Annotated in this window: 24 protein-coding genes and 1 tRNA gene; 8 read left to right on the top strand and 17 right to left on the bottom strand. The window is 49.9% G+C overall.

Annotated features, from left to right (window positions below):
• Positions 1 to 3: 3 nt before the first annotated feature.
• The 10 genes from CRO57_RS15770 to CRO57_RS15710 form a co-directional block, all read right to left on the bottom strand.
• A complete protein-coding gene (locus CRO57_RS15770) occupies positions 4 to 1,524 on the bottom strand; it encodes a coiled-coil domain-containing protein (RefSeq protein ID WP_141401259.1) in 1,521 nt (506 codons plus the stop codon).
• A gap of 323 nt (positions 1,525 to 1,847) precedes the next feature.
• Positions 1,848 to 2,360 carry a hypothetical protein gene (locus CRO57_RS15765; RefSeq protein WP_097154417.1) on the bottom strand — a complete coding sequence of 171 codons (513 nt, stop codon included), beginning with the start codon at positions 2,358 to 2,360 and terminating at the stop codon, positions 1,848 to 1,850.
• Between the two features lie 77 nt (positions 2,361 to 2,437).
• Positions 2,438 to 3,013, bottom strand: coding sequence for a hypothetical protein (locus CRO57_RS15760; protein ID WP_141401258.1), 576 nt, complete (start codon positions 3,011 to 3,013; stop codon positions 2,438 to 2,440).
• A gap of 203 nt (positions 3,014 to 3,216) precedes the next feature.
• Entirely contained in the window at positions 3,217 to 3,669 is a 453-nt protein-coding gene (locus tag CRO57_RS15755; RefSeq protein ID WP_097154415.1) for a hypothetical protein, read from the bottom strand.
• Between the two features lie 82 nt (positions 3,670 to 3,751).
• A complete protein-coding gene (locus CRO57_RS15750) occupies positions 3,752 to 4,390 on the bottom strand; it encodes a hypothetical protein (RefSeq protein WP_097154414.1) in 639 nt (212 codons plus the stop codon).
• A gap of 1 nt (position 4,391) precedes the next feature.
• Positions 4,392 to 5,048, bottom strand: a complete 657-nt coding sequence (locus CRO57_RS15745; protein ID WP_141401257.1) for a tyrosine-type recombinase/integrase — start codon at positions 5,046 to 5,048, stop codon at positions 4,392 to 4,394.
• A gap of 409 nt (positions 5,049 to 5,457) precedes the next feature.
• The gene (locus CRO57_RS15740) at positions 5,458 to 5,787 is read right to left on the bottom strand and encodes a hypothetical protein (RefSeq protein WP_097154412.1); all 330 of its coding nucleotides are present in this window, start codon (positions 5,785 to 5,787) and stop codon (positions 5,458 to 5,460) included.
• 646 nt (positions 5,788 to 6,433) lie between these two features.
• Positions 6,434 to 6,844, bottom strand: coding sequence for a hypothetical protein (locus tag CRO57_RS15725; protein ID WP_097154409.1), 411 nt, complete (start codon positions 6,842 to 6,844; stop codon positions 6,434 to 6,436).
• 526 nt (positions 6,845 to 7,370) lie between these two features.
• Positions 7,371 to 8,663: a DUF6538 domain-containing protein gene (locus CRO57_RS15715; RefSeq protein ID WP_097154407.1), complete on the bottom strand. Its 1,293-nt coding sequence runs from the start codon at positions 8,661 to 8,663 to the stop codon at positions 7,371 to 7,373.
• Between the two features lie 120 nt (positions 8,664 to 8,783).
• Positions 8,784 to 8,873, bottom strand: a tRNA-Ser gene (locus tag CRO57_RS15710).
• Between the two features lie 185 nt (positions 8,874 to 9,058).
• On the opposite strand from CRO57_RS15710, the gene CRO57_RS15705 reads away from it, so the two are divergent.
• The gene (locus tag CRO57_RS15705) at positions 9,059 to 9,379 is read left to right on the top strand and encodes a hypothetical protein (protein ID WP_097154406.1); all 321 of its coding nucleotides are present in this window, start codon (positions 9,059 to 9,061) and stop codon (positions 9,377 to 9,379) included.
• A 19-nt stretch (positions 9,380 to 9,398) separates the two neighbouring features.
• A complete protein-coding gene (msrA, locus tag CRO57_RS15700) occupies positions 9,399 to 10,064 on the top strand; it encodes a peptide-methionine (S)-S-oxide reductase MsrA (RefSeq protein WP_097154405.1) in 666 nt (221 codons plus the stop codon).
• Between the two features lie 56 nt (positions 10,065 to 10,120).
• Here msrA and mepA read toward each other — a convergent pair whose 3' ends face one another.
• Positions 10,121 to 11,074, bottom strand: a complete 954-nt coding sequence (mepA, locus tag CRO57_RS15695) for a penicillin-insensitive murein endopeptidase (protein WP_244580126.1) — start codon at positions 11,072 to 11,074, stop codon at positions 10,121 to 10,123.
• A gap of 306 nt (positions 11,075 to 11,380) precedes the next feature.
• On the opposite strand from mepA, the gene CRO57_RS15690 reads away from it, so the two are divergent.
• Both CRO57_RS15690 and CRO57_RS15685 read left to right on the top strand, forming a co-directional pair.
• Complete coding sequence (locus tag CRO57_RS15690; RefSeq protein WP_170956128.1) at positions 11,381 to 11,962, top strand: DUF2799 domain-containing protein; 582 nt, start codon at positions 11,381 to 11,383, stop codon at positions 11,960 to 11,962.
• Between the two features lie 127 nt (positions 11,963 to 12,089).
• Positions 12,090 to 13,076, top strand: a complete 987-nt coding sequence (locus tag CRO57_RS15685) for a diguanylate cyclase (RefSeq protein WP_097154403.1) — start codon at positions 12,090 to 12,092, stop codon at positions 13,074 to 13,076.
• 164 nt (positions 13,077 to 13,240) lie between these two features.
• Here CRO57_RS15685 and lepA read toward each other — a convergent pair whose 3' ends face one another.
• The 3 genes from lepA to CRO57_RS15670 all read right to left on the bottom strand — a co-directional run bounded on the left by lepA (position 13,241) and on the right by CRO57_RS15670 (position 17,948).
• Complete coding sequence (lepA, locus tag CRO57_RS15680) at positions 13,241 to 15,046, bottom strand: translation elongation factor 4 (RefSeq protein ID WP_097154402.1); 1,806 nt, start codon at positions 15,044 to 15,046, stop codon at positions 13,241 to 13,243.
• A gap of 149 nt (positions 15,047 to 15,195) precedes the next feature.
• Positions 15,196 to 16,299, bottom strand: coding sequence for a TRAP transporter substrate-binding protein (locus CRO57_RS15675; RefSeq protein ID WP_097154401.1), 1,104 nt, complete (start codon positions 16,297 to 16,299; stop codon positions 15,196 to 15,198).
• A gap of 194 nt (positions 16,300 to 16,493) precedes the next feature.
• Complete coding sequence (locus tag CRO57_RS15670) at positions 16,494 to 17,948, bottom strand: methyl-accepting chemotaxis protein (RefSeq protein ID WP_097154400.1); 1,455 nt, start codon at positions 17,946 to 17,948, stop codon at positions 16,494 to 16,496.
• A gap of 414 nt (positions 17,949 to 18,362) precedes the next feature.
• Between CRO57_RS15670 and CRO57_RS15665 the strand changes: the two genes are divergently transcribed.
• The 4 genes from CRO57_RS15665 (at position 18,363) to CRO57_RS25395 (ending at position 21,802) form a co-directional block, all read left to right on the top strand.
• Positions 18,363 to 18,854, top strand: coding sequence for an Lrp/AsnC family transcriptional regulator (locus CRO57_RS15665; protein ID WP_141401256.1), 492 nt, complete (start codon positions 18,363 to 18,365; stop codon positions 18,852 to 18,854).
• A gap of 133 nt (positions 18,855 to 18,987) precedes the next feature.
• Entirely contained in the window at positions 18,988 to 19,227 is a 240-nt protein-coding gene (locus tag CRO57_RS15660; RefSeq protein ID WP_097154398.1) for a FeoA family protein, read from the top strand.
• Positions 19,228 to 19,238: 11 nt separating this feature from the next.
• Positions 19,239 to 21,584, top strand: coding sequence for a Fe(2+) transporter permease subunit FeoB (feoB, locus tag CRO57_RS15655; protein WP_097154397.1), 2,346 nt, complete (start codon positions 19,239 to 19,241; stop codon positions 21,582 to 21,584).
• Positions 21,581 to 21,802, top strand: a complete 222-nt coding sequence (locus CRO57_RS25395) for a FeoC-like transcriptional regulator (RefSeq protein WP_170956127.1) — start codon at positions 21,581 to 21,583, stop codon at positions 21,800 to 21,802. The genes feoB and CRO57_RS25395 overlap by 4 nt, the downstream gene beginning before the upstream one ends.
• 10 nt (positions 21,803 to 21,812) lie before the next feature.
• Here CRO57_RS25395 and CRO57_RS15645 read toward each other — a convergent pair whose 3' ends face one another.
• The 3 genes from CRO57_RS15645 to pheS form a co-directional block, all read right to left on the bottom strand.
• On the bottom strand, positions 21,813 to 22,460 hold the full coding sequence (locus tag CRO57_RS15645) for a nucleotidyltransferase family protein (protein ID WP_097154395.1): 648 nt from the start codon (positions 22,458 to 22,460) through the stop codon (positions 21,813 to 21,815).
• Positions 22,461 to 22,708: 248 nt separating this feature from the next.
• A complete protein-coding gene (gene pheT, locus CRO57_RS15635; RefSeq protein ID WP_097154393.1) occupies positions 22,709 to 25,126 on the bottom strand; it encodes a phenylalanine--tRNA ligase subunit beta in 2,418 nt (805 codons plus the stop codon).
• Complete coding sequence (gene pheS, locus CRO57_RS15630; protein WP_097154392.1) at positions 25,123 to 26,205, bottom strand: phenylalanine--tRNA ligase subunit alpha; 1,083 nt, start codon at positions 26,203 to 26,205, stop codon at positions 25,123 to 25,125. The genes pheT and pheS overlap by 4 nt, the downstream gene beginning before the upstream one ends.
• Between the last annotated feature and the right edge of the window lie 118 nt (positions 26,206 to 26,323).

The following is a 26,323-nucleotide window of genomic DNA, read 5'->3' as shown; positions in this document are numbered from 1 at the left end:
TTGCTATGCTGCTTCTCCAGATCGGATGAGTGCATCCCCGTCCTTTCCGACCGTGTCAAACGTCTTGCTATTTCGCCAGAGTGTCAAAGCATCGTAGTCCCATTGATCGGCCTCGGGGTCGTAAACACCAAGTTCTGTTGCTCGTACCTTCCAGTTTTGCGGATTAACGTCATCTCGCCCCAGATCGCCCCTTGGATGAAGCATTTGCATCATTTGGCGAATGCGGTCGGAATGTTCAGTCGTCCAAAGATTTCCGAAATCCGGATTCATACCGGTTGCCCGCACGAAATTCTCATAGTTGTGTCGCCGGACTTCATTTGAGGTGAATTGAGAACCGAACATATCGGTGTAACCCTGCTGTTCCATGTCTGCTGTGGCGACCAGATAGTTGATTTCGTTCATGCCACCCATTGCGAAGTTGTCGGCATCAATTCGTTCCACCAGTGGCAATCGAGACTCGCTGAGAATATGAACATAATAGGCGTCACTGCCCGGTTCTGGTTTGAGGTAAATATTCAAGGACGGATGATCAATCGGAATAATGTCATTGTTTTCTTCAATGACCGTCTCATAGATAATATTTCCGTCGTCATCACGCATTGGCTCTCCGGTGGCCGGGTCAATCTTGGGAACTTGTTTTTCAGTGTTTCGCCGTTCCCGCAGATCACGAGCCATTTGAGATGAGTCCTTCGGGATCTTATACGGCTCGTTTGATGTCTTTGGCGACACTCCCAACGTCACCCGTGCGGCGTTGGCGTCACTTTCCGTGATAGCGCCTGAGGCAAGACCGGCATCAATATGAGAAATCAATGATGCATAAATTTGGTTTGGTGACGATCCAACGAAATTAACGCTGTTCTGCTCAACAGCTTGCCGGAAAAAAGTTTGAGCCTCCGGGGTGCTTCCCATGTTGGCTAAGCTTTGTAATTGCGCCAGAACTTGCTGGACTTTACCTCGCATTTCCGGTGATTTCAAACGACCGCATTCAAGCAACATTTTCAGAACCCCAATAGTTCCTTTAGCGCCTTTTTGGCTTTGCGCCTGTTCAATGGCTTTGAGGTCGGCTTCCTTGTCAGCTTCTCGGGATTTTTCAGTTGTTAATGTACGTTCAGCTGACGCCACGTTCGCCTCAAGTGCTGTTCGTTCAGCATTTACTCTCTCTCGCTCTTCCGCAACCCGGTCTCTTTCAACAACAGTTTCATCGCGAGTGGTAGCTTTCCGATCACGGTCAGCAGTCAGTTCGGTGATCGTTTCTTCATTGGCGGCGACTTCGATAGTCAATGAGATTTTTTCTTCGATCGTTTTACGCAGTGTTGGGTCCTGAGCGTCTTCATCGGTTAGTATCAATGTTGGATCTTCCCACATCTCCCGACTACGATCTTCAAACCCGATACATTCATCCACCGCCAATTCGTTCCGCACGGGCGGGCAGACATCGGAAAAATGCGTCACCACAAACTGGCCTAACCGGTTTTTTCGAGCCGCCTCTGTCTCAACGCTGCTTTCTGCTTCCAACTTGGACATGACGCGCTGTTCCAAGCCATCCAGATCATTGAGCAGTGTTTCTCTCGTTACGCGTGGTTCTTCATTACAAAATGCCTCACGAACCTTCTGAGGATCGCAGTCATCAAAGGATTTGTTGAATTCCGTAATGGCGGCTTTAATCTTATCGTCCAACTGGTCTGGGGTCAGATCTGTAATGTCTTCTGGACGAATAGCCCCGTTCTCGACCCCCCGTATACCCTGAGCTAGAGAAGAGCCATCATCACGACTGCCGGGAGCTTCTGTATTCATCAAAGAAAATTCTACATATACTATCAGAAATTTATATATATTTCAATATGTTATTAGTTTTTGCTATGTATGACGAGGTGTTGAGTAATTCTATCGAGGATTAAGTCAACTTCCGCCAGCTTAGCCGCATTATCAGCATCTAGAGCGGCAATCCTTGCTTTTGAAGCTTGTATTCTAACAATTAGCTGGCCGTTGATCGCAATGATTTTCGCCAGAACTCGGCCTTGTTCATCAAGGATTTGGGCTTGTTCATCTAGCCTCAAGTCAAGCAGCCGGATTTCATCATCAAGTGCGTCAAGAATACGTTCTTGTTCAGCAATTCGGGCTTCGAGCTGACCACTTCGACATTGATGCAACATTGACTTTTGATCTCGACGGCTCATCACGACGCCGTTTTCAGTCGCCAATGTTCGTTGATCTTTTACAAATGCCACACAGTCGGTCACCTGACGATTGTAGGTTCCTTCGATCCGATAGGAACCAGCGTTGTCTTCAGCGCCTGCCTCAATTGGAAATGCAAGACAGAAAGCAAAAATGGTACACACAAAAAGATGGGTTTGCGTCATGTTCAATGGCCCTTCCTCCCCCAGAAGTGGGATATGATATCATCTTGAGTATTGAAAACAGCTAAGGAGAGCGTCTTTTACTGAGTGGCTAGTCTTTGGAGAATTCGTTCGGCTTCAGCGAGTTTGGCTTCAGTGTCAGCCTCCAGAGCGGCAATACGAGCTTCTGTCTCAGCAATCTCTGCTTCCAACTGTTTGCGGATGATCAACTGGCCATTGATCGCGACAATTTTGGCGATCGCCCGCCCGTTCTCATCAATTATCTGCCCGTTTTCATCAATCTCAAGCTGGATGGCTTTGATCTCCTCATCAAGTGCTGCCAGAACATGTTCCTGCTCTGCAATGATTGCCTCTAATTCGCTGTTCCGACATTGATGAAGCAGGTTCTTCTGTTCAGCCCGGCTCAGTACCATCCCGTTTTCTGCTGCAAGTGAACGTTGGTCTTTCACAAATGCTACACAGTTGGTCGCTTGAAGATTATAGGTTCCTTCGATCAGATAAGAACCGGCGTTGTCTTCAGCGCCTGCCTCAATTGGAAAAATCAACGCATAAAGAGAAATAGCACATACAAAATAACGTGTTAGTATCATTTCTAGTGACCCTGTCGGAACAATTACACAGCATGACATAATACCAATCTTGAGTTCTGGAAACAACGCCGTAAAGCGATGGTTATGACTTGGTCTGCTTCTGGAAAACGCCCCGCTTTGCCGTGAATCGCGATGACCAGATACTGTTCAGTTACTGGATAATTGACAACATCGAGGTTAGGAATGGGCAAATAGCGTCGGCGACTGAACTGGTCGCAAGGTTTCTTTGCCGCTGCCATTTCAAAATTCGAATCGGCATTCTCTTCCTCTCAAAAACTGTTTTCAACAAGGTACGCTTCAATTTCATCTAAGATCTGGGCTTGCTCCACCTCGGCAGTCTCACGGCGCAAAACCAGTTTTCGATTCACCCAAATGACGCGTGCAAGCTCTTGCCCCTGATCATCGATAATACGACCTTGCGCTTCCAATCGAAAATTTTGCTGTCGGATTTGCTCATCAAGGGCAGATAGAATACGTTCTTGCTTAGCAATATGGTCCTCAAGCTCGCCATTTCGACAATCTAATAGGATGAGCTTCTGATCTCGACGGCTCATCACTTCACCATTTTCTGCCGCAAGAGCTCTCTGCTTTTTGACGAACGCCACGCAATCAGTCGTTCGTTCGATCCTATGCGATCCGACGTTGTCTCCAGCGCCTACCTCAGTTGGAGAAATCAATGCACTAAGAGAAATAGCACATAAAAAATAACGTGTTAGCATCATGCCTAGCGATCCCGTCAGAACAATTCCACTGGATCATATAATAACAATCTTGAGGTCTGGAAACAACGCCGTAAAACGATGGTTATGACGTAGCCAATCGCTGAAGAATTGCTTCTGCTTGCCGTACTAACTCATCCTGCCGAGCACGCGAAGACGCAATCTCGGTATCCAACTCCTGTTTTCGGATGATCAACTGGCCATTGATCGCGACAATTTTGGCGATTGCTCGCCCGTTGGCGTCAATGATCTGCCCATTTTCAACAATCTCAAGCTGGATGGCTTTTATTTCATTTCTCAGGGCGGCTATAACACGTTGTTGTTCAGCAATGATTTTTTCAAGTTCACCATTCTCGCATTGACCAAGCATAGCCATTGCAGCTGTTCGACTCATAGGATTGCCATGTTCTGCAGCCAAAGCACGCTGTTGCTTTACGAAAGCCACACAATCTGTGACCTGTCCGCTCGTCATTCCGGCCAACTGCACGGATGGTTGTTGTTCTTCTGCTAATGCCGGATCAACCGCTAATGCGCCCAGCATCATTGCCCCGAGAGCCTTTCCCTTGTCGATTCCCATTTTGAGGAGAGATAAGTAAGTATCTCTATTTTCTAGGGAAATTGGTGTTTTTGTCAAATTTTCTTGACAAAAAAGATTTGACTTTAGGGAATTTTGACCAGCCAGAAGGCTATGCGGTGCACGGTGTTTTTTGCGATCTTGACGCATATCAGAACTCCTTGAAACAATCGAATTTGCGAGCAAGAGCCAAGGCTTCGTTCTGGTCGATCCCGAGATAGGCCTGGGTCGATTGCAGGCTTTTGTGCCCGAGCAGCAGGCGCAGCATTTCTGGACGGACGCCTTGTGCGTAGAGATGTGAGGGTTTGGATCGTCGAAGGCTGTGGCCGGAATAATCAGTTGGATCGAGGCCGAGCTCTGCCGCCCATTTCTTCACCAATCGTCGGAGGAAATTCGTCGTGATCGGTTTTGATCCGTCACCGGATCGGGACGTGAACAGGTAGTCACGGCGCGATAAATTTCCAACTTCAATCCAAGTCCTCAGTGCGGCTTGGCTAAACGGTGTTATGACGCTGACCACCGCCGCCCCGGTCTTCTGTTGACTTGATGAGAAGTCGGGCTTGGGTTGGCCATTCTGGTCAATCAAGTCTCTGACGCGCAACCGTACCAGGTCGGAACTGCGCAGCATGGTATCTATCCCAAGACAAAACAGCGTAAGCTCTCGTTGGCGCTCGGCATCTTTTAGAAGATTGGCGAGTTGGCGAATTTGGTCTTGGGTAAATGGCCGCTTTTGCCCGACAGCACGATCCTTGTTCCACGGATGGCCGGTATCGTTCGGCATATTGGAGGGGGTTAGATCAGCGAGCACGTCGTCGCCAGTTCCGCTTTTACGAAAAGCGTGCGTTATGATGCCCGGATAGCCGCATTTTCAGCGGTAAGCAGGTCTCGATCTTGGTGAAGCGATGCTGTACTCGGTTCCATTATGGGAAAGCACGGAAAGCTGTCAAAGCGACGGCAGCTTTGGTTTCGCTTTTCGTAAAAGCGAGCATATAGTGACAGGTTTTCGCTACGAACGTACCAGTGGCAATATCCGTTTGATTTAGTTCAACCAGAGTGAGGGAAGTTTTTTTGGGGGAGGGAACGGCCCAAACATATGAGCCACGCAAAAAATGACGGCCGGAGACGAAATTGACGACCGCGATCGGGCTCTCTGAGGCACGAGGAAAATGGTCGGTGCCTTCTGTGGGGATGGTTGCGAGGAGGCTATAACTGGTTGGTCAAAACAACGATAGTTGTCTGCTTGCCAGCCAATCTGGCGACTGTGCGGCCTCATCCAACCACCAATTGACAAAGGCCACGGGATCACCCTCAAACTCACCGAGGGCGTCCTGCCCGTTCATGAAATGGGATCGATAACCTGTTTCCGTGATTGGCAACGGAACACGATCATCACTTATGACTTCGATATGTTGGGTCACAAACCCATCTTGCTGTTGCTGATACCACGCTGGGCTATGGCGAACTGTTAGGCCTATTCCGTGCCATGTCAGCTGGAAAGCTTCATAAGTTGGGCAATCGGGCTCGAGGCTTGTTTCAGGGGATCTCATGGCACGATTCTAAAGCCAAGTGTATTCGGCGCAATCTTTGCGCTAATAGGTTCCTATCGCAGGATCCGGTAGTTGCCGAGCGGATGTATTGCGCGCACTTTCAGTAAAAGCGAGACTTAGCTTGTGCGAATTCCCGTCTGGTCAATGGCCAGGCCAAGCGACGACGGCGATCAGAGTGCGTTTCGCCTTCAAAACTGTCTCTACGTACACCATTGATTTTCCACGGCTTGCAGAGTTTGCAACCGGCTCGACGATTGATTGGGCGTTTTCTCTTGTGATGCATAGCCAGCCTCATGTTTCTGATTCATCTACAACCACGATCATGCTTTCCTCCTCAGTATTCAACGGACGGAACTTCGCCCCTCTTTAGAAAAGGCTATCCGTGCGATGTTTTCGCATGATCTTTCTGACTGAATACGAATTTGAACGTATGGAGCACCTTCTGGCTCACCGAAAATCGTAATGTTCTATCAAGCTCTTTTTGAACTCTTCAAAAAGGGTGTGTAAGTAGTCTGCTTGTCTAGCAATATTTGAATTGTTCTCTACAAGCGGGTTCATTCTAATGTCATTTTCGACCAGTATTGATGCTAATTCAACGCTATGGAATAGCATCCCGCGATCAAATTCTGAGACTTTTCTGAACATATCAAACTCCGTCTGAATTGTTGTTTCCAATTTGGGAGATCAGTTGCTCAATAAATTCAAGATTTGGCTTTGAAGCCGGGCCCTCATAGTCGATCATAAGTACGCGTGTATTCAGCTCAAAAAGCGCCTTACAGGCAATCTCTGCAAGCGCAACCAGCACCTCGTGTTTGGCAACAAGGGGATTTTCGCAGATATATTCTCCGATGTTTTCAAAGAGCATCATGCAGATTCCAGAGAAGTGTTCTTTGTGGAATACATGAAGTTCTTCCTCGTTTGGTTCTCTCATTGCTTCCTCCATGTTGATGGACACATCTATGCATATTTTTTGCCCGAGAGCAGACGGCAGGACATCTACTGATTTGCTCTGGTGTCTGGTGATTTCATTGGAATTCCAAACGCCGGAAGATGCCATTCCTCACCTAAGGCTATGCGGAATTTGTTGAGGCCTACCCATTGGCAGTGAAATTTCTAAAAACCGTTTGATCTGCCAACTCGTCGAAGATCTGCTGAAGAGTCCTTTTGGACTGAAAAAGCAAAACGTCTCCGATGATCGCTGAATTTCTCACCTTCGATGCTCTCGCTCCGTATGCCATTGACTTTCCATGGTTTACAGAGCTTGCATCCGGCTCGCCGATTGCGAGGTCTGCCTCTTTTGTGGTGCATATCTGCCTCCGATGTCAGAATTACCGCAACCAGGATCTTTCTTTGCACCTCTGAAAACAATGGACGTAGCTCCGCCCCTCCTTTCAGTCGGTTATTGGTGCGACTCTCAGGCATGATCTTTCTGACTGAACACGAATTTGAAAAGATGGAACACTTGCTGGCTGATTTGCTTGCCTCCTGCGATGAGCGGGAGGAAGCCAATTTGCTCGGCCTTCATGCACGCCTGCAAGCAATATTCGAGCAGCAATCAGCCTTGAACTCTTCCCGAAATCGCCTCAAGGCGCTTCAATCGCAAATCGGACGATGATGTCACGCAGCTCCTGCAAATCCTTGCCATAGCCATATTTGGGACGATGGAATTTATGCCCCATCAACTGGGCCTGGGCTCGGTCAATTACGTCTTGCTTGGTGAGTTGATCCTGAAACCAATGCCGCAAGGAATAAAGGCTCTGCTGTTTTTCGGTGACAATGCCATTTTCACGCAAATGCTGGTTGATCAGGCTGGTCGCATACATGTTCTTGCCTGCCCGCTTGCCCCATCCTCCAGCATCAACTAGTTCCTTGGCCGCGTCCAATGAGGCACCCAATAGAGGAATGAGCCTTTCGGAATGATCGGTCTTGAGACCACGTATACCATTCCGCCTGATATGGACATGAGGAACCTCATGATCGAGACGAATATCGGACAGTTCCAGACCGATGGCTTCCACCGGTCGCATACCGGTATTGACCAGCAAGCGAAAAAGCAACACGAAATCCGGATGCAACTTGCCCAACGCTCCGGGTTTGATCGCATTCTTGATCTGTTCGCTCGAGAACGGGATTCTTGGCGTTTGCGGTTCGTCTTTCAGCTTGATGCGAGCGAACGGATTGACCGCCTGATAAGCGTCTATGTCATAGTTGGTCGTGATCAATCGACGCAAGGCATTGATGTCCTTGTTACCGGTATGCGGTTTCAGGCCTCTTTTCTTCAGGCGTTTCAGCCACCATGTTCGGAAATCCATGGCATGGCGGCGTTCCACTTGGTAAAGCGGCACATCACCGACCGCTTCCCGGAAATTGCTCAAGGCCTTGAGATAGCCGTTGCGTTTGGCTCGCACTTGATCATGGCTGAGACCGGACCATTCATCCTCGATATGGGCCCAGAAACGTTCGAACCCCTCCATCATTGACATTTGCGGCACTTCTACCAAGCCAAGAAGTGCTTTTTGCTCCGGCACAGAAGCCGCTCGATCCAGCAACATGCGCAGGCGCATCAGAAGCTCGTCATTGGACATGGAATTGGAGTTGGTCGGAGCAAGTCCACGATCCAATTGGCACTGAGTGGCTGCTTCATATCGCCTTGCTTCATTCCTGCTGGACAGCGAGATGCCGAGATCGACGGCCTTTTGCCACTCTTCTTCCAGGTCTGCGGAAATCTGGGCGGCTCGCAGTTTGGCTTTGGAAAAGTCGCTGGTCTTGAGTGAGAAGCAGATTTGAGAGCGTGCCTCGACGTCGCGATACTGTTTGGGGACAGCGCGATAATAGTACCACCATTTGCTGCGACGCTTGAGATGAAGGCCCCACATGACGGAATTCCCTGTACCAACAATTGTACCAAGACCGGGAGTTCCCGATCCGCAGGGATCATCATGCTTTCAATGAAATCAACGTCTTAGAGACGTAGTTACGTCTTGCCATTAGACGAATGGCGGAGAGACAGGGATTCGAACCCTGGAGACGGTTCCCCGCCTACACACTTTCCAGGCGTGCGCCTTCGACCACTCGGCCACCTCTCCATACCAATTTGTGGGCGCACTATAGCCAAAATTTGATTGAACGCAACCCGCTTTCCACGAAGCTGTTAACAGAATTTGATTTGTGCTTTGCCATCACCTTGCTTAGGTTAGTGTTGCCCGATGTTGTTTTGGAACAAATTGATTTCCCAACAGGTGACGATCCTGACTATTAAAAGGCTAACTTAATGAAATTCCTTCTTTTTGTGCTCAGACTCTCTGGCCTTTGGATTTGTGCTCTGGCTCTTTTGGGGCTGGTTCTCGATGGTGTGCGATCCATCGCAGCCAATGAAATTGTCATCAAATCACTTGGGGAAAGCTGGTTCGAATTCGATAATGCCAGCCTCAATCTGGCACAAGCGGTCATTCAGAGAAATCTTCATCCCCTTATTTGGGATCCGACTGTCCAGAGCATTCTGACCATGCCTGCCTGGCTGGTTGGTGGTATCATGGGTCTGTTCCTGATTTATCTAGGTAGAAAGCGCCGCCCCAAAGTGGTGAGCGTGTAATTTATCAAGGAGTGCTGTCATGTTTGGATTTGAACGAAAAAAGGCCGTCATGCCAACCGCTGAAAGCGCTCTTGCAGGCAGAGAGCAACCAATCGCGACCGCAAAGCTTCACTATGTCTATGATAGACCACTGACTGCGGAGCCTGCCGAAGGCTATGAACGTGCCATGTTCGGGCTTGGATGCTTTTGGGGTGCTGAGCGATTGTTCTGGAAGCTGGATGGCGTCTATTTAACCATGGTTGGCTATAGTGCTGGCTATACCCCCAATCCGACTTATGAAGAAGTTTGTACTGGGGGCACTGGTCACAATGAGGTGGTTTTGGTGATTTATGATCCCCAAATTGTCAGCTATGGCGATCTGCTGGTCCACTTTTGGGAAAATCACGATCCGACACAAGGAATGCGTCAGGGGAACGACATTGGTACCCAATATCGTTCCGGGCTCTATATCTACAGTAATGAGCAGAAGCAGGAAGCAATCGAAAGCAAGCAAGCATTTCAGCGTGCACTGGCTCAAAGTGGACTTGGTACCATTACAACTGAAATTATTGCTGCCAAAGATTTCTATTTTGCCGAGGGCTATCATCAGCAATATCTGGCCAAAAACCCTGACGGATATTGCGGACTTGGCGGAACAGGCGTCAGTTGCCCGGTTGGTTTACCCATCCATGTCAGTGATGCATAGAAATTGCGCTAGAGTTGAAACTGAAAAGGCTGCCAAACGGCAGCCTTTCTTATAGCTCAGCGCTGAAGCGGTCTTGGTTTGGGCAGTTGCAACAACACCGGTATTGATTGGTAATTGGCTGCTTTTGCTGCCATGACAGGAGTCGCTTGCCCGGTGGCAGGGGCTGCATCCAAAACGACGCTACAGGCTTGCGGCAAATCAGCCAAAGTGATTTGGCGTTTCTTTTTAGGCTTCTTGCCGGGCTTCTTTGGTTTTTTTGGCTTCTTTGGTTTCCAAGGCTCGTCTGAGAGCCACCAGGAAAGCTCTTTGCCGCATCCATCTCCCGCTGGCGGCGGAGCCTGATTTTTACAGCCGACACTATCATTTGGGCACTTCATACGCACATGGAAATGATAATGATGGCCATACCAGGGGCGAACTTGCCGCAACCAGGCACGATCATTCCCGGCCCGATCACATAGGGCCTTTTTGATACCTGGATGGACAAAGATCCGCGCAACGCCGGGGGTAGAGGCAGCTCGCTTGATCACACGGAAATGCGCCATGGAGAATTTATTGGAATCCACCGTGCGCGTTCCTTTTTTCAGCATGGAAATTGCCGAGACTTTTTCACGCTCCTTCCGCGTGAAGCGACGCGCGGGCATAGGGCGCAACCAGATATCAGCATCCAGACCGATTTGATGGGAAGCATGTCCAGTGAGCATTGGCCCGCCACGCGGTTGAGCCAAGTCCCCTACCAACAATCCATTCCAGCCGTCGTAAGCCTGAGCATCTACCGCAAGACGTTCCAGAAATGCAATCAGTTGCGGATGACCCCAATTCCGGTTTCGAGACAGGCGCATGGCCTGCCAGGCAGGACCATCGATGGAAAGCGCACGCCCTCCGGCCAAACATCCTTTGGCGTAAGACCCAATGGCCCGGGCCTGCAAATTGGCCGGGGCACGTTTCTTTCCGAACAATTTTTTGGCTGCAGTCTGAGCAATCGCCGGCTTGCTTGCCAATGACATCATCGGCACAACAAGTGCGAGTGACAAAATCATCGCTCCAAACGAGGACGACCAGGATTTGGCCTTTTTCACATTGCAAGACGCATCCAGACATTGCCTGGCAAAGTATCGCTGCCCCGATTGGCCCATGGTCTCGATTTCCTCTTTCGTGACTTGTCTCTTCACTGTGACAAGACGTGTCAGATCATACATGTTTGGCAGATCTATGGCGTCTTTATTTTGAGTTTCACCACTTTGTCTTGCGAGCTTATCGACGAGTTGTTAACCATAAGTGATCACTCGCCCGCAATTGCCACAGAAGAGATGTTCATGCGCTTATTTCTCATTCTTTGTCTGAGCCTGCTCTCTCTTGTTGGTTGTGCCAGTCTATCAGAAGAAGAATGTCAGATCACCGACTGGTACAAGCTGGGTCAAGGAGATGCTTTGGAAGGCTATCCTCAGACGCGCTTGAAAGATCATATCAAGGCCTGTCAGCGCTATGATATTTCGCCTGACATCAAGCGATATGGTGAGGGCCGCAAGGCAGGTTTACAGCGCTATTGCACTGCCGAGAACGGCTTTCGGGTTGGACGGCAAGGCTATCGATATCAGGGTATTTGTCCCGCCGGCACGGAGAAAGCCTTCGTCGGCGCCTATGATCGTGGATCGAACCTCCACAAGATTGAACTGGATCTTGCGGCGGCAAGACAGGAGCGTAATGGCCTGCAGAAGGATCTGCGTCAGGATGAGACTTACAAGAATCTCACCAAGGCGGAGACAAGTGCTCGCAAGCTGAACCTTTCACGCCAGATAAGACAACTGGGACAAGAAATAGATAAACTGGAGCGCAAAAGGGATCGCGAGATCTTCCGTTCGGAGCAATATTTGCTTCGGGTTGCCCCGGAAACCTGAAATTCACTCACCTGGCCTTACAGGTTCAAAAGCGCGCATTTTCGCCATTTCCTTCCAAAATCACTGCATTTGCAATCTGCATTTGCAAAAAAATAGCCGAAACTTTTTCATTTCTTGCGTCAGAACGTTGAAAACACAAGATTTTCAGATTGCATTAAGACCATTGATCTATATTGGTCTGGTACGTCCGGTTGTGGAGGCTGAAAAGCAGATGAAGGTTGTTCTGATTGAAAGCGATCAGGAGAGTAGCCGCGTGATCCAGTATATGCTGGAGTCGCGCAAGGAGACCGTCTATGCTTTTTCTGATGCTGATGAAGCCTGGAACTTTATAGAGACTACTCCCAATATTGATGTCATACTCACTTCGCTCGCAACCAATGGCATGACAGGGCTGGAGCTATGCTGGAATGCGCGAATTCTGGCAGACCAGCGAAAAGGCCTTTATGTCATTGCCATGTCAGAGAGTGATGATGCCGAGCTTTTGGTCGAAGCTCTTGATACTGGCGCGGATGACTTTTTGCAAAAGCCATTGCATGAAGAAACGCTGCATGCACGAATGCGCGTCGCCGAGCGCATGATCCTTCTTCAACGTCAGTTGGTTCATTTGGCCACACGGGATCCAATGACCAATCTATACAACCGTCGCGCTTTTTTCGAACAGGTCCATCATCTGATTGATCAACCCGGCCAACGTGAGGACCTTTGCGCCATCATGTTCGATATTGACCATTTCAAAGCCGTCAACGATACATATGGTCATGATGTGGGAGATGAGGTCATCAAGACCGTCGCAACTTTGGCTGCTGGCCATGACGGTATTCTGGCCCGGCTTGGGGGGGAAGAATTTGCGCTGGTCACCAATGGCTTGTCCATTCTTCAGGCCAGCCGTGTGGCTGACCTGCTCCGCCGTGAAATTGCAGAGACTGACATTCGATTGAACAAATCTACCGTGACTGTCACATCCAGTTTCGGGGTTGCCATTTATCGACCCGGTGAAAGTATTGACGAGTTGCTCAAACGAGCCGACATGGCCCTTTACAAATCCAAGAATGATGGCCGCAACCGCGTATCAGCTGAACGGCCGAGACTAAAACGAGCCAGCTCAGCTGCGTAATAGCAAACCATCATATAAACAAAAAACCCGCCGAAATGGCGGGTTTTGTTTTGAAGACTTCGGGTCCTTTTCAAGGACCGTTGGATCACCAGAAAGCATTTATTTTTTGAAACGAATTCTTATCTGAAAAGTATTCCAGTTTTTCAGGAACACGCTTTGTCAGATCAACTATCCATTTTGAGAGCGGCAATGAAGGCCTCTTGTGGAATTTCCACCTTGCCAAATTGGCGCATTTTTTTCTTGCCAGCTTTCTGCTTTTCCAAAAGCTTACGCTTACGCGTGGCATCGCCGCCATAACATTTGGCGGTCACATCCTTACGCATGGCTGAAATGGTTTCGCGCGCAATCACCCGACCGCCCAGTGCAGCCTGAATTGGAATCTTGAACATGTGGCGAGGGATCAGATCTTTCAGCTTTTCACACATGGATCGGCCACGCGCTTCAGCTTGCGAGCGGTGCACCAGAATGGACAATGCATCGACCGGTTCATCATTGACCAAAATGGACATTTTCACCAAATCGCCAGCGCGATAGTCCGCCAGTTGATAGTCAAAGCTTGCATAACCCTTGGAGATGGATTTCAGGCGATCATAGAAATCAAACACCACTTCGTTGAGAGGGAGATCATACTGCACCATGGCACGAGTGCCGACATAGGACAGATCAGTCTGAATGCCACGGCGCTCCTGGCAAAGTTTCAGAATCGCACCAAGATATTCATCCGGGGTCATGATGGAAGCCTTGATCCAGGGCTCTCGAATTTCCTTGATCTTGACTACATCAGGCATATCAGCGGGATTGTGCAAGGTAATCTCATCACCATTGGTCATTTCCATCTCATAAACCACACTTGGTGCTGTGGCGATGAGGTCGAGATTGAACTCGCGAGACAGGCGCTCCTGAATAATTTCCAGATGCAACAGACCAAGGAAACCACAACGGAAACCAAAGCCCAGAGCGGCTGATGTTTCCATCTCATAGGAGAAACTGGCATCATTGAGGCGCAGCTTGCCCATGGCGGAGCGCAGATCCTCAAAGTCATTGGCATCAACCGGGAAAAGACCACAGAAAACCACGGGCTGAGCTGGGCGAAAGCCCTCCAACGGAGCTTCGCACTGTTTTTTCTCGTGCGTGATGGTATCACCAACACGGGTATCAGCTACCTCTTTGATGGATGCGATCAGGAAGCCAACTTCGCCGGGACCAAGCACTTTCTCATCCACCATTTTCGGTGTGAAAGTTCCGATACGATCCACATCATAGGTGGCATTGGTGCCAAGCATGCGAATCTTATCGCCTTTTTTCAACTCGCCATCAATGATCCGCACAATCACCACAACACCGAGATAGACGTCGTAATAGCTATCCACCAGCATCGCCTTCAAGGGTGCTTCAATATCCCCTTCTGGCGCAGGCAAACGGGTCACGATGGCTTCCAGCGTCTCCTTGATGCCGATGCCGGATTTGGCAGAGGCTTCAATGGCGTCAGATGCATCGATGCCGATCACATCTTCAATCTGCTCACGCACGCGCTCTGGTTCGGCTGCAGGCAGATCGATTTTATTCAGGACCGGCACGATCTCATGGTCGTTGTCAATCGCCTGATAAACGTTGGCCAAGGTCTGCGCTTCCACACCTTGTGAGGCATCCACGACAAGCAGAGAACCTTCGCAGGCAGCCAACGAGCGGGAGACCTCATAGGCAAAGTCAACATGGCCCGGTGTATCCATCAGGTTCAACGTATAGGTCTCACCATCGTCCGCTTCATAGGTGAGCGAGACGGTTTGCGCTTTAATGGTGATACCACGTTCCTGCTCGATCTCCATGTTATCGAGTACCTGATCAGACATTTCGCGATCGCTCAAGCCACCGGTATATTGAATCAACCGGTCGGCGAGCGTGGACTTTCCATGATCGATATGGGCGATGATGGAAAAGTTGCGGATTTTATCAAAGCTTTGTTTGGTCATGGATGCGCTTATACCCTTGCCTTGTCGAAACGACCAGAGACTTTTTCTGCCTATCTCATGCCTTGGCTCAATTATCCAGCCTGAAATTACAAAACCCGACCAATTTGGCCGGGCCTTGAGTGCACTTTAACTGTTTTTCGAAGCTGGACTTACAGCTCCAGAGCCATTTTTCGAGTACGTAGCGCCTCACCTTCGGAGATGGCAATATAGTCTGACGCTTTCTGGCGAAAATCGATGAAGCTTTTGTAGATATCACCCGCAAGTGGTGAGCTATCAGCGATTTCCTTGGTAACAACGGCGCTTTCCTTGGCCAGAGCCATAGTTACATCATCTGGCAGAGACTTCAGCTGGACGCCTTCTTTTGCCAAAAGCGGGCCAAGTGACATCATGTTATGATAAGCAAAATCGGCAATGGTTTCCATTGCGGTTGACTGAACCGCTTCCCGTACGATGGCTTGCAGGTCTTCTGGCAGCGCCATCATTTTTTCTTTATTAACGGTCACTTCCAATGCAGGACCAAGCTCATGGAAGGCTGGCATATAATAGTTCTTGACCACCTTGTAGAGGCCAAAAGCCAGATCATTCCATGGCCCGACCCATTCTGCCGCATCAATGGTGCCAGACTGCAGAGCGGAAAAGATATCCGTTGGCGGCAACATCACAACCGACGCACCAAGGCGACGCAACACTTCACCACCAAGACCAGCGATGCGCATTTTCAAACCCTTGAGGTCATCGAGGCTGTTCAACTCCTTGGAAAACCAGCCACCAGCCTGTGTGCCCGATGAACCAGCGTACATAGGCAAGACACCAAACGGCTCATAAGCCCTTTCCCAAAGCTCCTGACCACCTCCGAAGCGTAACCAGGCCGCATGCTCTACTTGCGTCAAACCGAAGGGAACGCCCGTGAAGAAATGAAAACTCTTGTCCTTGCCTTGCCAATAATATGGCGTAGCATGGCCCATATCGGCTGAGCCAGAGGATACCGCGTCAAAAACCTCCAAAGGTGGTACCAGCTCACCAGCTCCAAAAACCTTTACCGTCAGCCGTCCACCGGACATTTTGGTGATACGCTCGGCACAACGCACTCCGTTGACGCCAACACCGGGCACTTGCTTGGGCCAGGACATGGCCATTTTCCAGGTGATGGCTTCATTTGCTTTGACGATGGACGGTGTAGCAAGAGTGGCTACCCCAGAGGTCGCCAATCCGGCGAGAACCGAGCGGCGATCCAGACGGCTGGCTTTTGACATGACGGTGATCCTTGTTGGCTGTGAGAATTTTTACTTGCAGATGTGCAAAATGATGCATTTTTTCCGCACAGGGTCAATCTAATGCAGCACTTTATGCTTCATCTTACGGATTATCCCACTAAAAAGCCCTGCTTCCAATCCAGGAAGCAGGGCTTTTTAGTGGGATAATCTGGCTTGGTCGATAACCTTGCCATTCAGGCCGACTTCACCTGTTTCAGGAAGTCTGACACAACCACTTCCAACGAGGTAGATTTATCAACCAACTTCGAGGCGGAATTCTCCACTAGTCCTGAGGCTTTGGTAGCCGTGTTTACCGTACCACGCACCCCTTCCACGTTCTCCGCCAGCACGGCTGTTTGCTCTGCTGCTGACGAAATGGAATCGGAGATTTCATAAGTCGCCTTTGCTTCTTCATCCACGGCCAATGCCACTGCCCCTAGAGAATTATCAATCTGCCCGATAACCCGCTTCACCTGTTCGATCTCGGTTGCTGCTCCTGATGTCATGGACTGAACCGAGCGGATCTCGTTGGTTATCTCTTCGGACATCTTGGCGGTTTGTTCCGCCAAGGTCTTCACCTCACTGGCCACAACGGCAAAACCACGCCCGGCATCCCCTGCCCGCGCGGCTTCGATCGTTGCGTTCAAAGCCAACAGATTGGTCTGGTCGGCGACACCGTTGATGAGATCGGAGATGTTGTTAATCGCCTCGGCGCGCTCGACCAATTTGGAAATGGAATCCACCGCCTGATCTGCGGTGGAAATTGCTTGGTCCGTTACTGTCTGGGAGCTGTCAATCTGAGAGCGGATCTCCTCGATATATCCAGTCAAACGTTCGGTTGCCGCAGCGACATTGGTAACATTGCCCGATGCATCCTGTGAGGCAATATTCACAGTCTCTGCCCGGCTCTGAGTTTCTTCGGCTAATGTCGACATATCTGCGGCTGTATGATGCAGATCTTGAGAAGAAGAGCGAACAGATGAGACAATCTCTTCGATCTTGACTTCGAAGTCATTTGTAAAGCCTTCAAGGCGGGCCTGGCGTTCGCGCTCTTGTTCCGTGACCTCTTTTTGCTGGTCCAGAAGTTGAGAAGTCTCCTGCTGTGCATCCTGGGCTTTATCCATGGCCTTTTGAATATTGTCGATGCCCGTTTTGAGGATAAAAGCCAGCGCCATCAAGACCGTGATTTGAGGTGCGGAAATAACAGTATGAAGTATCACCCGGCCAAAATCTGCTCCTGTTGGAAACAAAGCTTGCGGTGCCAGAAAGTTCAATCCCACATGATGCAGTCCGATCATACCGCCGTAAAGAAAAATCGGACGCCAATCGAACCACCCGGTCAGCACTGCCACCGCACCAAAGAAATACATTTGCGTGTCAATCTGCCATGGATCAGCCCTCATAGCATACACCATCAAACCTACCAGAATGGCCATGGCCACGGCTGATGCCAAACGCACATAAATTTGCTGTTTCCCGAACAACCAGATTGCCGTAGCACCTGCCATTGTGCCGATGCCTGCAGCGCCGACCAGCAAAACCTGATCTCCGCGATAGGCTTCTATCCCGACTGCAATCAGGCAATTAAGCCAAAGAAAGCCAAACAGAAATCTGGCATAAATACGCTGAAAGGCTTCAAGATCATGCATTTGGTCGTCCAATCCAGGCTTTTTCTTGGGAACCAGCCTGTTTTCTGGCGGCGTTTAATGGGGCTATTCCTGAGAAAGACTATGCAGAATGCCTTAAAAAGCGGTAAATCAAAATAGGAGATTTCATTTCAGGATAACTAGCTAAGCAATTGTACATAATTAAAAAATTCATCTGTTGTTAGTGGTTCCTAGCCACATCCCCGCCACTGGCCCGATGAGGAGAACAGGAAATAGCTGGAGATATCAAATCCTCTTCTGTGACTATCGGGAGTGTCCAAAGAAACTCAATAAACGAAATTTTATTTCAAACTCTATAGATCTGATATCACAATAAAACTCGCATTTCGTGATAAGTTATTTTATATTCTTCAAAATTTTATTGGGAACAAGCCCTTACTCTTGGAGAAAAATGCCGTGCCGCGCAAAAGCTCGAAGCTGGATCGAATTGATTTACGCATTCTTGAAGAATTGCAAACCAACGCCCGGATCACCAATAAAGCATTGTCGGAGCGTGTCGGCCTTTCTCCCAGCCCCTGTCTGCAACGAGTCAAGCGACTTGAAGACATCGGCCTGATCACCGGCTATTTGGGTCTTGTCGATCTGGATCGCTTTTGCCGCCATGTTACCATCATGGCAACCATTACCATCCGCGATCACGACCACAGTATTTTTGCCACCTTCGAAGAAGCCATTGCCAAATTGCCCGATGTGGTGGAATGCCTGAAGATGAGTGGCTCGTTCGACTATCTCGTTCGCTTTGTCTGTGCCGATATTCAGCGCTATCACGCCGTGACAGAAGATCTTCTCAGCCAAGTCGGTGGTAAGTTGCAAATTGCCAGCCATGTCATGCTGGATCAAACCAAACAATATCGTGGTGTGAGCCTGACCGATCTGCTGCATGGCTAAGATTGGCGTTAAGCCTATAGCAATGCAATATTGTTGAGTTTCTCATATTTGATTTTGATCATATTCAGGTCTTCAAAGGCTCTCTATTCTTTCTGCAAGTCATTTTCAATTGCAAGTATCAGGGCCATCCAAAATGAGCATCACGCTTCGGGAAATGAAAGTCGGTGACGAAGGCCGCATCAAGGCAATCAGAGTTTCTGATGGCGCCTTTCGTGCGCGTCTGTTGTCCATGGGCCTGACCCGTGGCGCCCATTTTACCGTAAAACGCGTTGCGCCTCTTGGAGATCCGGTTGAAATTCGTGTCAGAGGCTTTGCTCTTTCCCTGCGAAAAGCCGACGCTGATGGCATGAAGATCGAAAAAATCCTGCGCTGAGAGGTCATCAAATGTCCTCCGCAAAAATAGCCTTTGCCGGAAACCCCAATTGCGGCAAAACCAGTCTGTTCAATGCCTTGACTGGAGATCATCAGAAAGTTGGTAACTGGGCAGGTGTCACGGTTGATCGCAAAGAAGGCCATTTCCGCCATAGAGATATGGAAGTCACACTGATTGATCTTCCGGGGACCTACTCGCTTAGCAATGCCCATGCCAGCAGTCTGGATGAGAGCATTGCGCGTGATTATCTCCTCTCTCATTCGGCCGATCTGGTGGTCAATATTCTTGATGCCTCCAATCTGGAGCGCAATCTCTATCTCACCAGTCAGTTTCTGGAAATGCGCATTCCGCTGATTGTAGTGCTCACAATGGTTGATCGCGCTCAGGGTCATCTATTGGAAATCAACTACCAGCAATTATCGGATGAACTCGGCGTTCCTGTCATTCCGATAAAGCATGGCGACGCCGCATCACTGGATCTGCTAAAAGACACACTCTATGAGCTCTCAAAGACCAAAAGCAAAAGTACCATTCAGCTTCCTTATGCCACACCGTTGCCAGCATCTCTTTCACGCCTGAAAGATGTCTTTACAGCAACAGCAGCAGGCGCTCAGGTCGATCCGCACTGGTTGGCTATTGAGGCATTGGCTGGTGACAGCAAAGCCTTGTCATTTTTAACGCCTGCTGATTTTGAGGCTCTACAGATTGAACAATCAGCCATTTTGAAGAGTACAGGTGAAGATGCTGATCTTTTGATCGCCGATAGTCGTTATGATTTTGCCAATCACATCACGCTTCAGGTGACCACCTATAAAGATCGCATCTCCAAGAACTGGACCGAGCGGCTGGATCAGATCATTTTGAACCGCTTTCTGGGGCTGCCTATTTTTCTTGGCATCATGTATTTGATGTTCCTATTCACCATCAATCTATCTGGCGCCTTCATCGATTTCTTTGATCAGGCTATGGGTGCCTTGCTTGTCGATGGTCCCAGCTATTGGCTTGATCAATGGGGAGCACCGGCCTGGCTTATTGCGGTGGGACCAAAGGGTGTCGGGGTCGGTATTCAGACCGTTTCGACTTTCATTCCCGTTATTGGCTTCCTGTTCCTGTTTCTGACCCTTTTGGAAGAAAGCGGCTATATGGCCCGCGCCGCTTTTGTCATGGATCGTGCCATGCGCACCATTGGCCTACCCGGCAAAAGCTTTGTTCCCATGTTGCTCGGTTTTGGCTGCACCGTTCCGGCCATCATGGCAACGCGGACATTGGAGAAAAGACAGGAACGACTTGTCACGTCCCTGATGGCACCTTTCATGTCCTGCGGTGCGCGCTTGCCGGTCTATGCTTTGTTTGCGGCAGCCTTCTTTCCCAGTAACGGTCAGAATCTGGTCTTTGGCTTGTATCTGATTGGATTGTGCTTTGCCATTTTCACCGGCCTTGTTTTGAAAGCCTGTTTCTTTTCAGGCAAAGCCGATCCTTTCCTGATGGAGCTGCCTCCCTATCACAAACCCAGCCTGATACTCGCCATTCAAAGAAGCGGAGAGAAACTCAAGCATTTCATTCTTGAAGCAGGGCAAGTTATTGTTGTGGTCATTCTGGCTCTCAGTCTTCTTTCTTCAATTGGTACCGATGGTAGCTTTGGCAACGAAGAAAGTGAGAATTCTGTTTTGGCCACGATCGGAAAATCTCTCACTCCTATCGTCGAACCGCTGGGGCTCAGTGAGGAGAATTGGCCAGCAACTGTTGGCCTGTTTACCGGTATCTTTGCCAAGGAAGCCGTTGTCGGCACGTTGAATTCTCTCTATGGCCAACTTGGCGCTGAAGAACAGGCGCAAAGAGATATATCAGCTGATCAGGATGAAGTCTTTGATTTGCTCTCCTCACTGACTGATGCCGCAGCGACCATTCCTGCAAACCTTTTGGATTTGACCACAAGCCTTACCGATCCATTGGGAATCGATATTGGCGATATTTCCAACCACACCATCGCCGCTGAGGAGCAGGAAGTGGACGTTCCAACCTTTGGTGCCATGGTGACGCGCTTTGACGGACAGCTGGGTGCCTTTGCTTATCTGTTGATGATCCTGCTTTACACCCCTTGCGTTGCAGCAATCGGCGCCATCTCACGCGAAATTGGCGGCCATTGGGCTTCATTTGCCGTGGTTTGGACAACCGGTCTTGCCTATGGTAGTGCAGTACTGGTTTATCAGCTTGGTACATTCAGCCAGCATCAGGCCAGCTCCAGCATCTGGATTGCTTGTATTCTGGGCTTTCTGGCTGTGGCAATCGGTTCCCTGTACCAATTTGGGCGTCGCTCACGAAGCTCGCAAATCCCCGTACAGGAGATGCCGTTGTGATCCTGAGAAAGCTTCTTCAGTATATACGTGAACGGCAACGGGTATCGTTAACCGATGTTTGTCTTCATCTGGACACAGAGCCAGATGCTGCAAAGGCCATGCTGCAGGATCTGGAAAAACGTGGCCGTATCCGCGCAATCGATCCTGCAGGCTGTAGCAAACAATGCTGTTTTTGCGAACCGGATGATTGCAGCCCCAAAATTTGGGAAAGCGTTTGAGTTGGCTTTTCTATAAGCGTATTGGCTGTTCTGTTTGCCAATCTAGTACCTTCAATTCGGGCCATAGGCGCATCATGCGTTTGGCTTTTTCACCATAATGTTTGACATTGCTTGGCAGGGAATGACAGGGACGGATGGTGAGCGCAAATATATCTTCCAATCCAAATGGCGCAGCAATGGAGAGGCTATCATCCTCTTCCAATCTCACCGCAACCGCGTGGGTGGTACACATATAATAATTGAGGCTATCGGCACTGGATTTTAGCTGCGGATAGGCATGGCCGAACTTTTCCGGATACCAAAGATGCACTCTCGCCTGATTGCGCACTTCCAAGCGATCGGCGAGATCTGGTATAGCGGCATTCACCTGCTTGATGATCAGATCTTCTGCGTCGTAGGAATTCTCAGCTGGATCAAAGTAGGCAATATCGAAATCCTTGATGCCGTGACCTTGGGATTTGCCGGTCAGGCAGTTCCACACGGTCTGATAGATGGCTCCTGAAACCAACCACCAATCAGGCAGATCCAATTCTCGCAAAGTCTGCAGAATTTCCACCAAATCCGGATCTTCCATGACAAAACGTGTCAGCAGAAAGCGACGCTCTTCTTCCTTCAATTTATCGCTTGAACTCTTTGCCACCAAATTTGGAGATTCCATGAGGCACTCCTTCGATCAAATTCAATTGAGTGTGCGAGATTCGTCCGATCTTAAGAAGCCTTAAATGCGTTCATCGACATTTTCTGCAATCTGGTCCGCATGAACGAACTTTCGCAGGAGAATTGCCAGACGGCGCCGACTTGATTTCAGGCCTGGAGAAAACTTTCTCTTCTGCCTTGTAGAATGTAAAAGAGCACAGCCCGTAAGGGCCGTGCTCTTCTTGATTGATCGAATGATGAGACCAGCCATTAGCCGCGCAACTCACCACCCGTAGACTTGGTCACTGCTGCTACGATTTTATTGGAAATCGCTTCGATTTCCTCATCGGTCAGTGTTTTGTCTTTCGGCTGAAGGGTCACTTCAAAAGCAACAGACTTCTTGCCTTCTGCCATATGCTCGCCCTCATAGAGGTCGAACAGATTGACACCAGCAATCAGCTTCTTGTCCGCACCGTTTGCGGCACGCAGAATGGTTGCTGCGCTCACATCGGTATCCACCACAAAAGCAAAGTCACGACGCAGAGGCTGCAAATCCGAGAGAACCAAAGCAGGCTTGGACTTGGTAGCCTTTTTCTTCGGAGTCGGGACATTCTCGATGGTGATCTCAAATGCACAAATCGGACCGTCGACCTTGAGCTGATCCAGAATTTTCGGATGCAGTTCACCAAAAGTACCAATCACATTTTTCGGACCAAGCTGGATCTTGCCGGAACGACCTGGATGATACCAGTCAGGACCGCCGGAGACGATCTGCAGTTTGGAGCTGTCCATACCCATAGACTCTAGTACGGCCAACGCATCGGCGCGTACGTCGAAGACATCGACAGAACCGGAAGCATCACGCCAGTGGCGGCCGAAACCTGCAATCTTGGCAGCACCACGGCGCAGACCGGTGGCATGCGTGAACTGCTCTTCCGGCTTATCACCAAGGAAGATCTGACCAACTTCAAACAATGCCAGATCGTTGAACCCACGATCCACATTGCGCTGTGCTGCTTGCATCAGGCCTGGCAAGAGGCTTGGGCGCATATCGGACAGATCTGACGAGATCGGGTTGATCAGGGTCAGTTCTGGCTTGCCACCACCAAACATTTTGGCATATTTGGCTTCAGTGAAGGACCAGGTTACGGCTTCCACCATGCCACGGGCAGCAAGGTTGCGGCGAGCATTGCGGATACGAACCTGACGAGCCGTCAGCGGTGGTTTGGTCACAGCATTGAGACGCGGCAGGGCAATAGGTTTGACCTGATCAACGCCAATGACGCGCACGACTTCTTCCACGATATCAGCTTTGCCATGGATATCCGGACGGAAGGTTGGAACAGCGACCTTGACATCTTCACCATTGCCAGACACCCAGAAGCCAAGGCGCTTGAGCACGGTTTTGATTTCGATATCAGACGTCTCAAGACCAGCAAGACGCTTCACTTCCCCCATAGGGAAGTCGATGATCTTGTCCTTGACCGGTGCTTCACCAGCAATGACGATATTGGATGGCTCACCACCACACAGATCCATCACCATTTGCGCGGCTGCATATTGGCCCGGAATCACGAAAGCAGGATCAACAGTGCGCTCGAAACGATAGCGCGCATCGGACTGAATGCCGACGGTACGGCCAGATTTGGCGATACGGATCGGATCGAACCATGCGCATTCGATCAGCACGTTTGTGGTGACATCAGATGAGCCAGTGCTCTCGCCACCCATGATGCCACCAAAGCCGATTGCGCCGCTGTCATCAGCGATGACGCAAACATCGGTCGGAACATCATATTCCTTGCCATCCAGTGCGGTAAGCTTTTCACCTTCACGGCCCAAACGAGCATGGATGTTACCGGTCAGCTTGTCAGCATCATAAACATGCAGCGGGCGACCTCGATCATAGGAGATATAGTTGGTGATATCGACCAGTGCATTGATCGGGCGCAGACCGATGGCACGCAGGCGTGCCTGCATCCAATCCGGGCTTGGGCCGTTCTTGACACCTTTGACATAGATGCCGGTGAAAATCGGACATGGGCTGTTATCGCCATCTTCGAATTTCAGTTCAATGCCAACCGGACTTTCAAAGGTGCCTTTGATTTCCGCTGGTGTTTTTTCCCTCAGAGTGCCAAGACCAGCACCGGCCAGATCGCGGGCAACACCATAAACGCCAAGCGCGTCACCACGGTTTGGGGTGATGGCAATGTCGATGACCGGATCATCAAGCCCCAGAATTGGTGCAAAAGGCTCACCTATTGGAGCATTTTCTGGCAGCTCAATAATGCCATCATGCTCTTCCGAGAGGCCCATTTCGCGTTCGGAACACATCATACCGTTGGATTCGACACCACGGATCTTGGTTGGCTTCAGCTTCATGCCGTTGGTCGGAATGACAGCGCCATTCTCGGCCAGAACAACCTTGATACCAGCACGGGCATTGGGCGCGCCACAGACGATCTGCAGCACTTCCTTGCCGGTATTGACCTTACAGACGCGCAGACGATCAGCATCGGGATGCTGCTCTGCTTCTTCGACATAAGCAACTGTGAAGTCTTTCAGGATCGCAGCCTGATCGATGACTTCTTCCACTTCGAGGCCAATGATGGTCAGTTTTTCGAGGATTTCCTCAAGGCTTGCGTCAGTCTCGAGATAGTCCTTCAGCCAGGATAATGTGAATTTCATGAGGACAGCCCTCCAACAAGGCCAGGAATATCGAGCGGTGCAAAGCCATAATGATCGAGCCAGCGTTTGTCGCCATTGAAGAAGGCGCGCAGATCAGGCATGCCATATTTCAGCATTGCCAGACGATCGATACCCATGCCCCAGGCAAAGCCGGTATATTTGTCCGGATCCAGATCGCAATTGCGCAGCACATTCGGATGCACCATGCCGCAACCCAGAATTTCCAGCCAGTCATCACCTTCACCGATGCGCAGCTCGTTGCCAACGCGCTGACAGCCGATATCCACTTCCATGGATGGCTCGGTGAACGGGAAGTGAGACGCGCGGAAACGCATCTTGATATTATCGACCTCGAAGAATGCCTTGCAGAATTCTTCCAGAACCCATTTCAGATGACCCATATGAGCGCCTTCTTCGATCACCAGACCTTCAACCTGATGGAACATCGGGGTGTGGGTCTGATCCGAATCGCAACGATAGGTTCGGCCAGGGCAGATCACGCGGATCGGAGGTTCCTGACTGGTCATGGTGCGAATCTGAACAGGGGAGGTATGGGTACGCAGAACCATCTGGGAGCCATCTTCCTTTTCTGGCAGGAAGAAGGTGTCGTGCTCCAGACGAGCCGGATGATCCGGCGGGAAGTTCAGCGCAGTAAAATTATAGAAATCAGTCTCGATGTCCGGACCTTCAGCAACCGCAAATCCCATATCGGCAAAAATAGCGGTCAGCTCTTCGGTGACCTGAGCGATTGGATGCACACGACCTTCGAAAGTGCTGCCCTGGCGGGTCGGCAGCGTGACATCAACCGTCTCGCTCAGCAGGCGGGCATTCAGTGCCTCTTCCTTCAGCACATCCTTGCGAGCAGAAATTGCATCGCCAACGCGCCCTTTCAGGCCGTTGAGGGCCGGGCCCATTTCCTTACGCTCCTCCGGGGTCATCTTACCCAGAGTTTTCATCATTTCCGAGATCTTGCCCTTTTTGCCCAGAGCGGCAACGCGCACTTCTTCCAAAGTGGCTTCGTTGATTGCTCCTGCGATATTGGACAGGATCTCCTGTTCCAGACTATTAAGTTCCGACATAACAAATTCCGATATGGACTTTTGCGCCGAACGAAGCCGGCGATCAGGATCGATTTGTTTGCGTTTTTAGCAGATTGACCGCTACATTCCAGCTTCTTTTGCTGCAAAGCAGGTCATC

This window comes from Cohaesibacter gelatinilyticus (assembly GCF_900215605.1).
GTDB lineage: Bacteria > Pseudomonadota > Alphaproteobacteria > Rhizobiales > Cohaesibacteraceae > Cohaesibacter > Cohaesibacter gelatinilyticus.
This window is presented reverse-complemented; position numbering and strand designations above follow the sequence as displayed.

Excerpts from the sequence above, each read along its gene's own strand:
- CRO57_RS15670 (WP_097154400.1), bottom strand. The coding sequence starts at position 17,948 with ATGCATGATCTTGAAGCCTTTCAGCGTATTTATGCCAGATTTCTGTTT.
- CRO57_RS15770 (WP_141401259.1), bottom strand. The coding sequence starts at position 1,524 with ATGTCCAAGTTGGAAGCAGAAAGCAGCGTTGAGACAGAGGCGGCTCGA.
- CRO57_RS15765 (WP_097154417.1), bottom strand. The coding sequence starts at position 2,360 with ATGACGCAAACCCATCTTTTTGTGTGTACCATTTTTGCTTTCTGTCTT.
- pheS (WP_097154392.1), bottom strand. The coding sequence starts at position 26,205 with ATGTCGGAACTTAATAGTCTGGAACAGGAGATCCTGTCCAATATCGCA.
- pheT (WP_097154393.1), bottom strand. The coding sequence starts at position 25,126 with ATGAAATTCACATTATCCTGGCTGAAGGACTATCTCGAGACTGACGCA.
- CRO57_RS15755 (WP_097154415.1), bottom strand. The coding sequence starts at position 3,669 with ATGATGCTAACACGTTATTTTTTATGTGCTATTTCTCTTAGTGCATTG.
- CRO57_RS15750 (WP_097154414.1), bottom strand. The coding sequence starts at position 4,390 with ATGCGTCAAGATCGCAAAAAACACCGTGCACCGCATAGCCTTCTGGCT.
- CRO57_RS15675 (WP_097154401.1), bottom strand. The coding sequence starts at position 16,299 with ATGTCAAAAGCCAGCCGTCTGGATCGCCGCTCGGTTCTCGCCGGATTG.
- CRO57_RS15715 (WP_097154407.1), bottom strand. The coding sequence starts at position 8,663 with ATGTGGGGCCTTCATCTCAAGCGTCGCAGCAAATGGTGGTACTATTAT.
- mepA (WP_244580126.1), bottom strand. The coding sequence starts at position 11,074 with ATGATGTCATTGGCAAGCAAGCCGGCGATTGCTCAGACTGCAGCCAAA.
- CRO57_RS15660 (WP_097154398.1), top strand. The coding sequence starts at position 18,988 with ATGAGCATCACGCTTCGGGAAATGAAAGTCGGTGACGAAGGCCGCATC.
- CRO57_RS15690 (WP_170956128.1), top strand. The coding sequence starts at position 11,381 with ATGCGCTTATTTCTCATTCTTTGTCTGAGCCTGCTCTCTCTTGTTGGT.
- CRO57_RS15645 (WP_097154395.1), bottom strand. The coding sequence starts at position 22,460 with ATGGAATCTCCAAATTTGGTGGCAAAGAGTTCAAGCGATAAATTGAAG.
- CRO57_RS15725 (WP_097154409.1), bottom strand. The coding sequence starts at position 6,844 with ATGGCATCTTCCGGCGTTTGGAATTCCAATGAAATCACCAGACACCAG.
- CRO57_RS15705 (WP_097154406.1), top strand. The coding sequence starts at position 9,059 with ATGAAATTCCTTCTTTTTGTGCTCAGACTCTCTGGCCTTTGGATTTGT.
- msrA (WP_097154405.1), top strand. The coding sequence starts at position 9,399 with ATGTTTGGATTTGAACGAAAAAAGGCCGTCATGCCAACCGCTGAAAGC.
- CRO57_RS15740 (WP_097154412.1), bottom strand. The coding sequence starts at position 5,787 with ATGAGATCCCCTGAAACAAGCCTCGAGCCCGATTGCCCAACTTATGAA.
- feoB (WP_097154397.1), top strand. The coding sequence starts at position 19,239 with ATGTCCTCCGCAAAAATAGCCTTTGCCGGAAACCCCAATTGCGGCAAA.
- lepA (WP_097154402.1), bottom strand. The coding sequence starts at position 15,046 with ATGACCAAACAAAGCTTTGATAAAATCCGCAACTTTTCCATCATCGCC.